Raw genomic sequence first — 12,072 nt, forward strand, 5'->3', positions numbered from 1 at the left:
CATCAACTATCAGCTCTCCCAAAATGAAGATAAGACCGCGATCTTTGAGGGCTGGTGTGATTTCCTCAATTATTTCGACAGCTCGATTCATTTCCAGCTGTCTTTTTTGAACCTTGCGGCATCGGAGGAGACCTTTGCCAACTCCATTTCCATCCCGCCCCAGGGGGATGCCTTTGACAGTATCCGTGAGGAATACACCACGATGCTGCAAAATCAGCTGGCCAGAGGAAACAGCGGTCTCATCAAGACCAAATACCTGACCTTTGGTATCGACGCTGACAGCATCAAAGCAGCCAAGCCCCGTCTGGAGCGTATTGAGACCGATATTCTCAATAACTTCAAGCGTCTTGGTGTAGCCGCCAGGACACTGGATGGTAAGGAAAGGCTTTCCCAGCTTCATGCAGTATTCCACATGGACGAACAGCTCCCGTTTCAGTTTGAATGGGACTGGCTGGCCCCTTCCGGCCTATCTACCAAGGACTTCATCGCACCAAGCTCCTTTGAGTTCCGCACCGGCAAGCAGTTCCGTATGGGCAAGAAATACGGGGCTGTTTCTTTTTTGCAGATCCTTGCACCGGAGCTGAATGACCGTCTGCTGGCTGATTTTCTGGATATGGAAAGCTCGCTCATTGTGAGTATGCACATTCAGTCGGTGGATCAGGTGAAAGCCATTAAGACGGTAAAGCGTAAGATTACCGACCTGGACCGCAGTAAGATCGAGGAACAGAAAAAAGCAGTCCGCGCAGGATACGACATGGACATCATTCCCTCTGACCTTGCCACCTACGGCAGTGAGGCGAAAAAGCTGTTGCAGGATTTGCAGAGCCGAAACGAGAGAATGTTCCTTGTTTCCTTTTTGGTGCTGAACACAGCGGACAATCCCCGTCAGCTTGGCAACAACATCTTTCAGGCAGGCTCTATTGCCCAGAAGTATAACTGCCAGCTGACCAGACTGGACTTCCAGCAGGAAGAAGGGCTGATGAGCTGTCTGCCCCTGGGGCTCAATCAGATCGAGATCCAGCGGGGGCTGACCACCAGTTCTACGGCTATCTTTGTACCGTTCACCACACAGGAATTATTCCAGAACGGCAAAGAAGCGCTGTACTACGGCATCAATGCCCTGTCCAATAACCTCATCATGGTAGACAGAAAGCTGCTGAAAAACCCCAATGGCTTGATTTTGGGTACGCCGGGTTCCGGTAAGTCCTTCAGCGCAAAACGAGAAATTGCCAACTGCTTTTTGCTTACCAGTGATGATGTTATCATCTGTGACCCGGAAGCGGAGTACGCACCTCTTGTTGAGCGCCTGCATGGGCAGGTCATTAAGATCTCGCCCACCTCAACCAACTACATCAACCCGATGGATCTGAACCTGGACTACTCGGATGATGAAAGCCCGCTGTCCCTCAAGTCTGACTTTATTCTCAGCTTGTGTGAGCTGATTGTGGGCGGTAAAGACGGATTGCAGCCGGTGCAGAAAACCATCATCGACCGTTGTGTGCGTCTGGTCTATCAGACCTATCTCAATGACCCGCGCCCGGAGAATATGCCTATACTGGAGGACCTATATAACCTGCTCCGTTCACAGGAGGAAAAGGAAGCCCAGTATATCGCCACGGCCCTTGAAATCTATGTAACCGGCTCCCTCAATGTGTTCAACCACCAGAGCAATGTGGACATCAATAACCGCATTGTCTGCTATGACATCAAGGAACTGGGTAAGCAGCTCAAGAAAATCGGTATGCTGGTGGTACAGGATCAGGTGTGGAACCGCGTTACCATCAACCGTGCCGCTCACAAGTCCACCCGCTATTACATCGACGAGATGCACCTGCTTTTGAAGGAGGAACAGACCGCCGCCTATACGGTGGAAATCTGGAAGCGATTCAGAAAATGGGGCGGCATCCCCACTGGTGATTGGGTCTGCAACTTGTTAGCCGCTTAAAGTGCAGATTTCGCCGTTCTGACTGAAACCGGCAAGTAGGTCAGAATTATCAATGCGGAAGAAATCGGGAAAGGGGTAGCGCCCTAATCCGAGTGGAAGGCTGTCTGTAAAAGGACAGTCACACGCAACGCATAGAGCTTGACCCTGCTTTGAGCAGAATATAACAGCTCCACGAGGCCGCATTACCAGCCGGTACGGTATGATCCGTGGCAAAAAGATATGCTATGCTGGGCGTGAAATGACACGCCGATGAAAATGGGCGAAAGCCCCAGAGAGATGGATAAAAAGCCATCTGTTAATAACAATCAGATTACCCAAAATGTGAAAGATCTGCTTTCTTCTCGCGAGGTTGAGAACATCTTTGGTGCGACACGTTGACGCACAAACATCACGCTATGAGGGTAATACTTCATAGACTTATGGCCATGTGATGCTAAAAGCGTCGGGCTTATCTCGGCAGGGATGAGCAACAACTGATAACCCGATAGGTAGAATGAAGGAGTAACGCCCTGAAATGCCTACTCTGATACTTCGACCGGCTTCGGCTGTAATGGCTGGAGTCTGGAGCTCGATAAAGTCGGCGGAAGTTTGTCGTAACAGCGTGGCAACACGGCTGACGAAAGTGCAGTAGAGGTACTGTATGCAGATGACACGCCGGGAGTCTATAAAATATCTATGGTGAGAATGTCTACGACGGACTGACGAAAACCGCGAATGTACGGGTCTAGATGTTTACCGTATAGAAATGTACGGACACTTAAATGTGGGTCAGTGCGGTAAAGTAAAAATCGAAAATATGAAATTCCGTATTGTGTTACAGGCACAATCAAGCTGACAGGACTATAGCGGACACCTAAGGATATATGTACAGATAGGGTTATCGGAACGTGGAAAGGTACAGAGTTGCTCATAAGCAATCTGCGGACGAATCATATAAGCCGCTTAATCTGTGCTGAAAAGCGAAGCTCGAACCTATGACAGCCCAACGAAAAAGGCGGGCTTGAGGAATGGGCTTTAGTCGGTTAGAAACTATTGTTGTCATTCAATCGTATAAGGATTACGAGTAAGACAAAAAGGGACACTTTCCCGCGAAAGGAGAGTGATGCCTTATGACCAGAAAAAAGAAACAACTGCTATGTGAGGAAAATCTGCGACATAACGAGTATTACGGAATGCAAGATACCTTCGATAATCTATATGCTGCCAGTAAGAATGGTGAGGTGTTTACAGACCTCATGTCTATCGTCCTTCAAAGGGAAAACATTCTGCTGGCATACAGAAATATCAAGAAAAACACAGGAAGTAAAACGTGTGGAACAGATAAACTCACAATCAGGGACATTGGAAAGTGCTCCCCTGATGAAGTAGTTGAAAAAGTGAGATTTATTGTAAACGGAAGTGAGCATGGTTATCGTCCTAAGCCAGTCAGGCGAAAGGAGATACCGAAGCCATACGACCCGAGCAAGACAAGACCCTTAGGCATTCCATGCATCTGGGACAGGTTAATCCAACAATGTATTAAGCAGGTAATGGAGCCGGTATGTGAAGCTAAGTTCAGTGAGAACAGCTATGGCTTTAGACCGAACCATTCCGTAGAAAACGCTATTGCCAGAAGTTATAAACTGTTACAGCAAGCAAACCTGCACTATGTCATTGAATTCGATATTAAAGGATTTTTTGACAATGTGAACCATGCAAAGCTGATTCGGCAGATTTGGGCAATGGGGATTCACGATAAGGCGCTTATATTTGTGCTTCGGAGAATACTGACAGCACAGATAAAACTTGAGGACGGAACATTTATTACGCCTGATAAGGGAACACCACAGGGTGGAATCATTTCTCCACTCCTTGCAAACATCGTTCTTAACGAACTCGACCACTGGGTTGAAAGCCAATGGCAATGGAGTCCGATATGCAAAAGAAATGTCAGACCTGAAAACGGGTACAGACAGGCGAAAAAGTCCAACCTCAAAGAGATGTTCATTGTTCGATATGCGGACGACTTTCGGATTTACTGTAGAACGAAAGATACTGCTGAACGGACAATGCACGCAGTTATACAGTGGTTAAGAGAAAGGCTGAAACTGGAAATCTCAGAAAAGAAAACAAGGATTATCAATGTCAGAAATCATTACTCAGACTTCCTTGGGTTCAAGATGAAAGTTCACAGGAAAGGCAACAAGCTGGTGGTAATTTCATACATCGCTGATAAGAATTTTGACCACAAGCGCCAGAAGCTGAAAACACAGGCAAAACGGATTGTCCATCCCCGAAAAATCTATGGAGAACAGGGTGAAATCAGGCTCTATAACAGTATGGTCACAGGAATGCAGAATTATTACTGCATTGCCACCCATATCAACCATGATTGCGCAATACTAAATCGTGCAGTTATGACACTGCTCACAAATAGGCTTAGTACCCGTAACGGGAATCGATTGGTTAAAACCGGACGGGAATTGACTGAGTTTGAAAGAAGCCGATTTGGAAAATCCAAAATGATGCGATATGTTGCAGGCACAAATGAGCCAGTATATCCTATTGGCTACACGCAACACAAGAATCCTTTATTCCGTAAAAAAAACATGGAATTACTACACTCCAGAGGGGCGGGAAGGCATTCACAATAACCTACGAATCAATATGGCCATTCTGCTCTCGCTTATGCGGAAGCCACCCTATGGCTATAGCGCGGAATATGCAGATAACAGAATATCACTATTCTCTGCTCAATGGGGAAAATGTGCTGTTACCGGTGAAGAATTCTCAAGTACACATGAGATTCACTGTCATCACAAACTGCCCCGGTATCTTGGAGGCGATGATTCCTATGGGAATCTTATTTTAGTGAAGGATTCTGTACACAAGTTGATTCATGCCATCAATGCAGATACAATCGCAAAATATTTGGAACTCCTACAGCTTGACAAGAGCCAGCTCAAAAAGGTAAATACGCTCCGTGAGTTGGCGTCTCTGCCGTTAATCTAATCTCTCACTAATCAACACAACACAGTATTTCTATGACAGGTTTGATTGTTTAGACAACGAAATCTACTAACCGATGGAACGCCGTGTGCGGTGAAAGTCGCATGCACGGTGTGAAGTGGGGGAAAAGCCTGAGATGATATCAGGGGCTTACCTATCACTATAAAACTCCGACTTCGTGTATATGCTCAACCAGGCAGGTGGAGACCGTCAGATCCTTGCCAAGCAGCTGGGCATTTCCACACACCAGCTTAGCTATGTGACACACTCCGGTGAGGGCGAGGGCCTGCTGTTCTATGGCTCCACGATCCTGCCGTTTGTAGACCACTTCCCGAAGAACACCGAACTTTACCGCATTATGACCACCAAACCCCAGGAACTGAAAAAGGAGGATGAATGATGATGAACCCCAACATTTTGAATAGAACCCCGCTGATGTTTTTTGACAGGGCGGTAAATGCCCAGCGCAGCCAGCTGCTTACAGTCATGGCCGATGCGGTAAGTGAGTGCCGCACGGCGGCAGATCAGGCAGCCGAACTGAATGAGACCGGTCAGGTGGGGCTGCTCCGTCTGGCAGAGGTCTGGAGTGCCATCCGTGCCAAGGAAGGCATGGGCGGTCTGGTTCTGGAAGGAACCGAAGCGAAGATCCTGTCCGATGTGGTGGCACAGTTTTATGCCTACCTGTCCGGCTGTATGTTCAACGATCCTGTGGGGATGGCCATTTATGCAGAGCTGCACTACATGATGTCCTCCCTCATGCTGGGAGAATGGTTTGAATAAGGAACCGCGCCTGCGCTTTACCGATGAGGAACGGGCTGACCCTGCACTGGAAAAGCCGATCCGTAAAGCGGAGAAAGCTGCGGCCAGAGCAGATAAGGCGCAGGAGAATATTCCAAAGAAAAAGGTCAGGCAGATGGTCATTGACCCGGACACCGGGAAAAAGACCTCGAAGCTGACCTTTGAGGACAAGAAAAAGCCCCCCTCCAAAGTTTCTCAAGGGGTCAAAGAAGCTCCCGTCCATCTGGTCGCGGGCAAGCTCCATAAAGAGATCCGGGAAACAGAACAGGACAATGTGGGCGTGGAAAGCGCCCACAAGTCCGAGGAGGCGGTGGAGACCGGCGCTTATCTGGTGCGGGAGGGCTACCGTAGTCACAAGCTGAAGCCGTACCGCAAAGCAGCCCAGGCAGAGCGTCAACTGGAAAAGGCTAATGTAAATGTCCTGTACCAGAAATCCTTGCAGGAAAATCCCCAGTTTTCCAGCAATCCTCTTTCCCGCTGGCAGCAAAAGCAGGCCATCAAAAAGCAGTATGCCGCTGCTAAGCGCACCGGTCAGACTGCAGGAAATACCGCCCAGGCTGCGTCCAAAACCGGAAAAGCCGCAAGGACGGTAAAAGAAAAGGCACAGCAGGCAGGGGCATTCGTCATGCGCCACAAGAAAGGTTTCCTGATCGCAGGAGTTTTGTTCCTCATCGCCTGTATGCTGATGAATACCATGTCCTCTTGTTCCATGATGGCGCAGAGCATCGGTTCCGTTCTCTCCGGCACCACCTATCCGTCGGATGACCCGGAAATGCTGGCAGTGGAAGCAGATTATGCAGCCAGAGAAGCCCAGTTGCAGGAGGAAATTGACAACATCGAAAGCAGCCACCCAGGGTATGACGAGTATCGCTATGACCTTGGCATGATCGGCCATGACCCTCATGAGCTGGCGGCATTTCTCTCTGCTGTCTTGCAGGGCTATACCCGACAAAGCGCTCAGGCAGAGCTGGCGCGTGTGTTTGCAGCACAGTATCAACTGACGCTTACCGAGGAAGTGGAAATCCGCTACCGCACGGAGACTTCCACCGACCCGGAGACCGGCGAGACCACCTCAGAAGAAGTACCCTATGAGTATTACATTCTGAATGTGAAACTCACCAGCAAGCCCATTTCTGCTGTGGCGTCGGAGTTATTGACCCCGGAGCAGATGGAAATGTATCAGGTCTACCGACAGACCATGGGCAATAAACCGCTGTTGTTTGGCGGCGGTTCCCCTGATACCAGCGGCTCGGAAGATCTGTCTGGTGTGCAGTTCATTAACGGCACCCGCCCCGGCAATCCGCAGCTGGTGGAACTGGCGAAAAGTCAGGTGGGCAATGTGGGCGGTTATCCCTACTGGAGCTGGTATGGCTTTGACAGCCGCGTGGAATGGTGCGCCTGCTTTGTATCCTGGTGCTATAACCAGGCAGGAAAAAGTGAGCCGCGCTTTGCAGGCTGTGAGTGGCAGGGTGTTCCGTGGTTCCAGTCTCATGGACAGTGGGGCGCACGGGGATATGAGAACATCGCCCCCGGTGATGCCATTTTCTTTGATTGGGATCTGGATGGTTCCGCAGACCATGTGGGAATTGTTGTCGGTACCGATGGCAGCCGTGTTTATACCGTGGAGGGAAATTCCGGCGATGCCTGCAAGATCAAGAGTTATGACCTGAATTATCAGAGTATCAAGGGCTACGGCCTGATGAACTGGTAACAGAGATTTTTTAGAAGGAGTGATAGACGATGGCAAAGAACAAAATTGAACGAATTGACCAGGAGATTACAAAGGTCCGCGAGAAGATCGCAGAGTATCAGGAAAAGCTCAAAGCGCTGGAGGCACAGAAAACCGAGGCAGAAAATCTGGAGATCGTCCAGATGGTGCGCGCCCTGCGTATGACACCGGCTCAGCTGAGCGCCATGCTGTCCGGCGGCACAGTTCCCGGCAGTATGGTGGATGACAACAACGAACAGGAGGAAAACAGCTATGAGGAATAAACGACTGCTCCGAACACTTTCTGCCCTTTGCCTGACGCTGGTTCTGGCATCGGGCTTTACCGTTCCCGCTTTTGCCCAGGGCGCAGCGCCGCCCCCGGCAGAGGATACCACCAATGACAGTAATGTGGTGGTGGAAGAACCCGAAAAAGCGCCTCCGCTGACCCCGGATGGCAACGCCGCTCTGGTGGATGATTTTGGTGGCAACAAGCAGCTCATTACCGTTACCACCAAGGCAGGCAACTATTTTTATATCCTGATCGACAGGGCCAACGAGGATAAAAAGACTGCTGTTCACTTTCTGAACCAGGTGGATGAAGCGGACCTGATGGCGCTGATGGAAGATGGAAATGCCAAAGAAGAGCCGCCTGCTGTGTGCAGCTGCACGAAGAAATGTGAAGCAGGGGCAGTCAATACGGCCTGTCCGGTCTGTGTAACGGATAAGAGTAAATGTACGGGAAAAGCACCGGAACCTCCGGCAGAAACACCGGAGCCGGAAAAAGAGAAGCCTGCCGGACTGAACCCGGCTGCGCTGATCCTTCTGCTGGCTCTGCTGGGTGGCGGTGGCGTATTTGCCTACTTGAAACTCGTTAAGAATAAGCCTAAGACTAAGGGCAATGACAGTCTGGACGATTATGATTATGGCGAGGAAGATTCCGAGGAATGGGAAACCGAGGATGAGGAGTCGGACGAGCCTGACGCTGACGGGGGCAGCGCAGAAGAAGATGACGAGGACAGCGTGAAATGACCCGTTTCACAGACAGTTCCTATGAACGCATGATGACACGCAGGCCGGAGGGCGGGAAGAAAACTTCCCGTCCTCCCTCTTTACCCCCAAGCCACCCCTGTTATGGCTGCGGGAATTATGGAAGTCCCTGCGTAGGCGTCTGCCACCGGGAAATGGAACGATGGCTCAAAGAAAGGAAACGAAAAAAATGAGTGTTCTGATTATATTTATCAAGCTGATTGCTGTTTTTGACCTGCTGGTGATCGCCGTGTATTTTGGCGGCGACATTCTTTCTACCATGTTAAACAAACTTCGGAGAAAAGCAAAACAGGAAGATTCCTTTGACTTTTCTCAGGATGCCGTGATGGTTTCATTATCCATAGATTCTGTCCGTCAGCTTTATTCCGGTGACGCGGCAGATTTTGTGGAAGATAAGATTCTGCCAAATGCGGAGAAAACGATGGCTGTTTTGACGGACCAGGAACAGGCAGCAGTCCGTCTGCTCTTATCTGCCCTGATCGGTTTTCTTGCAGCAGAAGCTCCTATGGATGAACAGAGCTTTCCTATGGTAATGGAACTTCTGAACTGTATGGAGGGTGAAAAAGAGGATGGTTGTCAGGATGCAGTAGAAAGTTTGCTTGAAGATGCTGTCCGCAATACCCACCGCCATGAAGAATATTACAGCAATTATCAACGCTACCAGCTGATGCAGGTGGATAAAACTCGTGTCATTTTGGCTTGCCGCATCATCATCAATGACCTGCTGGGGAAACTGTACCGCTATGACTACCGGTTTGGTTATAACCTGCTTCTGGATGAGGAAAACAGCATTGAGAAAAAACTGCACACGCCTGTGCGGGAAGAATGGGAGGTTGAAGAATATGAAGCTGGTGATTGCTGAAAAACCATCAGTTGCCCAGAGTTTGGCGGCGGTGATCGGTGCAACTGCCCGTAAGGACGGGTATCTGGAGGGCAACGGCTGGCGTGTCAGCTGGTGTGTGGGCCATCTGGCCGGTCTTGCGGACGCAGACAGCTATGACCCTAAGTACGCAAAGTGGCGATATGATGACCTGCCTATTCTGCCGGAGCATTGGCAGATGGTGGTGGGAAAGGATAAGAAAAAGCAGTTTGATATTCTCAAAAAGCTGATGAACGCCCCGGATGTGACGGAGGTGGTAAATGCCTGTGATGCCGGACGCGAGGGCGAGCTGATTTTCCGCAGCGTCTATGAGCTGGCAGGTTGCAAGAAGCCGATGAAAAGGCTCTGGATTTCTTCGATGGAGGACTCCGCCATAAGGGAGGGCTTTGCAAACCTGCGCCCTGGTGCGGACTATGACGGACTTCGTGATGCTGCCCTCTGCCGTGCCAAGGCCGACTGGCTGGTGGGGATCAATGCCACAAGGCTTTTTTCCGTGCTGTATCACCGCACACTCAACATCGGGCGCGTTATGTCCCCAACGCTGGCACTCATTGTCCAGCGAGAAGCTGAGATCGACACCTTTAAGCCGGTTCCCTTTTATACCGTGGCGCTGGAGCTGCCCGGTCTTACTGTATCCGGGGAGCGCATGAGTGACCGAGCAAGCGCCGAGCAGCTGAAAGAAGCCTGTCAGGGTGCAGCTGTCACGATCAAAAAGGTGGAGCGCAAGGAAAAGTCCGAAAAGCCGCCTGCCCTCTATGACCTGACTACTCTGCAAAGAGATGCCAACCACCTGCTTGGATTTACAGCCCAGCAGACCCTGGACTATCTGCAAAGCCTGTATGAAAAGAAGCTCTGCACCTATCCCCGTACTGACAGCCGCTATCTGACCGGTGATATGGCAGACAGCCTGCCGGTGCTGGTGAATCTGGTTGCCAATGCTATGCCGTTTCGCAAAGGGATCGCCATTACCTGTGATTCGCAGACGGTCATCAACGATAAGAAAGTAACCGACCACCACGCAGTAATCCCTACCAGAAATCTCAAGGATGCAGACCTTTCTGACCTTCCTGCGGGAGAAAAAGCGGTGCTGGAGCTGGTGGCTCTGCGTCTGCTGTGCGCCGTAGCCCAGCCCCATATCTATTCGGAAACCGTTGTGATTGCAGCGTGTGCCGGTGGGGAGTTTACAGCCAAAGGAAAAACTGTGAAGCACCCCGGATGGAAAGCGCTGGAGGACGCTTACCGTGCCAAAATGAAGGATGCAGAGCCGAAAAAAGATGGCGCAGAGAAAGCCCTGCCGGAGCTGACCGAAGGACAGACCCTTTCGGTTTCTGCGGCAATCGTCAAAGAAGGCAAAAGCAGTCCGCCTCAGCACTTTACGGAGGACACCCTGTTGTCCGTGATGGAGACTGCCGGAAAAGAGGATATGCCGGAGGACGCTGAGCGAAAAGGTCTGGGTACACCGGCCACCCGTGCCGGTATTTTGGAAAAGCTGGTATCTGCCGGTTTTCTGGAACGAAAAAAGAGCAGGAAAACGGTGCAGCTTCTCCCTTCCCATGATGCAGTTTCCCTTATCACCGTCCTGCCGGAACAGCTGCAATCGCCGCTTTTGACTGCCGAGTGGGAGTACCGCCTGGGAGAGATCGAGCGCGGGCAGCTTGCCCCGGAGGAGTTTTTGGACGGGATCAGCACCATGCTGAAAGATCTGGTGGGAACTTATCAGGTCATAAAGGGAACCGAGTACCTGTTCACTCCGCCCCGTGAGGTGGTGGGCAAATGCCCTCGCTGCGGCGGTGAAGTTGCAGAACTGCAAAAAGGCTTCTTCTGTCAGAATGATTCTTGCAAATTTGCAATCTGGAAAAACAACAAATGGTGGGCCGCCAAGAAAAAACAGCCGACCAAGGCTGTGGTGTCTGCACTGCTGAACGATGGCCGTGTCCGTGTAATGGGCCTATATTCGGAGAAAACCAGCAAAACCTACGATGCTACTGTGGTTTTGGAGGATGATGGACAGTACGCCAACTTCAAGCTGGAATTTGACCAGCGGAAAGGAGGCAGCCGATGAAGCTCTCTTTAGTGGAACGGGAAACCATTCTCCTCTATAACCAGGCAGAACCAATGGCTGAGGTCTACACCCACGATCCCCGCCTGATGGAGAAGCTGGAACTGCTGGCAAAAAAGCACCCCGACCAGATCACCCGAAAGGACGCCCATAACTTTACCGTCCCCAAGCGGTGTGTATCCGTCCGGGAGCCATACAGCGCCGAACGCCGCAAAGCTGCCAGTGAACGGGCCAAAGCTGCCGGATACCAGCCCCCTGTGAGAAAGTCCAGCAGTTAAGTTAAAGGCACATAGCAGAGAATGTATTTGAAGCAGTCAAGCAGTCAGTCAGCACCAGAGAAGCGGCAGCGCTTTATGGGATCGAGGTCAAACGAAATGGTATGGCCTGCTGTCCCTTTCATGATGATAAGAACCCCAGCATGAAGGTAGACCAGCGGTTCCACTGCTTTGGCTGCGGTGCAGATGGGGATGTGATCGACTTTACCGCAAAGCTCTTTGATCTCTCCCCAAAAGAAGCGGCGGAGAAACTGGCACAGGACTTTGGCCTGATCTATGACAGTCAGGCCCCTTCCCGCAGGAAGTATGTCCGGCAGAAAACCGAGGCACAGCAGTTTCGTGAGGACCGGCAGCGGTGTTATCGCGTACTGT

General features: G+C 50.7%; 9 protein-coding genes and 3 pseudogenes. All 12 read left to right on the top strand.

Annotated elements, in window-relative coordinates; all coding sequences use genetic code 11:
• Nucleotides 1–1,915, top strand: a pseudogene (locus OCV96_RS00025) (VirB4-like conjugal transfer ATPase, CD1110 family); the annotation flags it as partial.
• A gap of 1,139 nt (nucleotides 1,916–3,054) precedes the next feature.
• Nucleotides 3,055–4,936 (top strand): annotated as a pseudogene (gene ltrA, locus OCV96_RS00030) (group II intron reverse transcriptase/maturase).
• 163 nt (nucleotides 4,937–5,099) lie between these two features.
• Nucleotides 5,100–5,333 (top strand): annotated as a pseudogene (locus OCV96_RS00035) (conjugal transfer protein TraE); the annotation flags it as partial.
• Entirely contained in the window at nucleotides 5,333–5,713 is a 381-nt protein-coding gene (locus OCV96_RS00040; protein WP_425609797.1) for a DUF3851 domain-containing protein, read from the top strand. The pseudogene OCV96_RS00035 and the gene OCV96_RS00040, both read left to right, overlap by 1 nt.
• On the top strand, nucleotides 5,706–7,442 hold the full coding sequence (locus OCV96_RS00045; protein WP_154042299.1) for a C40 family peptidase: 1,737 nt from the start codon (nucleotides 5,706–5,708) through the stop codon (nucleotides 7,440–7,442). The genes OCV96_RS00040 and OCV96_RS00045 overlap by 8 nt, the downstream gene beginning before the upstream one ends.
• 29 nt (nucleotides 7,443–7,471) lie before the next feature.
• Entirely contained in the window at nucleotides 7,472–7,723 is a 252-nt protein-coding gene (locus OCV96_RS00050) for a DUF4315 family protein (protein WP_002595833.1), read from the top strand.
• On the top strand, nucleotides 7,713–8,468 hold the full coding sequence (locus OCV96_RS00055; protein ID WP_154042300.1) for a DUF4366 domain-containing protein: 756 nt from the start codon (nucleotides 7,713–7,715) through the stop codon (nucleotides 8,466–8,468). The genes OCV96_RS00050 and OCV96_RS00055 overlap by 11 nt, the downstream gene beginning before the upstream one ends.
• The gene (locus tag OCV96_RS00060; RefSeq protein ID WP_154042301.1) at nucleotides 8,465–8,659 is read left to right on the top strand and encodes a hypothetical protein; all 195 of its coding nucleotides are present in this window, start codon (nucleotides 8,465–8,467) and stop codon (nucleotides 8,657–8,659) included. The genes OCV96_RS00055 and OCV96_RS00060 overlap by 4 nt, the downstream gene beginning before the upstream one ends.
• Nucleotides 8,656–9,348 (top strand): conjugal transfer protein TraG, encoded by a 693-nt coding sequence (locus tag OCV96_RS00065; protein WP_154042302.1) that lies wholly within the window; start codon nucleotides 8,656–8,658, stop codon nucleotides 9,346–9,348. The genes OCV96_RS00060 and OCV96_RS00065 overlap by 4 nt, the downstream gene beginning before the upstream one ends.
• Nucleotides 9,329–11,428, top strand: a complete 2,100-nt coding sequence (locus OCV96_RS00070) for a type IA DNA topoisomerase (RefSeq protein ID WP_262593204.1) — start codon at nucleotides 9,329–9,331, stop codon at nucleotides 11,426–11,428. The genes OCV96_RS00065 and OCV96_RS00070 overlap by 20 nt, the downstream gene beginning before the upstream one ends.
• The gene (locus OCV96_RS00075) at nucleotides 11,425–11,703 is read left to right on the top strand and encodes a hypothetical protein (protein ID WP_002570998.1); all 279 of its coding nucleotides are present in this window, start codon (nucleotides 11,425–11,427) and stop codon (nucleotides 11,701–11,703) included. Before OCV96_RS00070 ends, OCV96_RS00075 begins: the two co-directional genes overlap by 4 nt.
• Before the next feature lie 11 nt (nucleotides 11,704–11,714).
• Nucleotides 11,715–12,072, top strand: a 358-nt coding sequence (locus OCV96_RS00080; protein WP_262593420.1) for a CHC2 zinc finger domain-containing protein, incomplete at its 3' end; no start/stop codon positions are given.

The organism is Waltera acetigignens, from assembly GCF_025567015.1.
Classification (GTDB): Bacteria; Bacillota; Clostridia; order Lachnospirales; family Lachnospiraceae; genus Acetatifactor; species Acetatifactor acetigignens.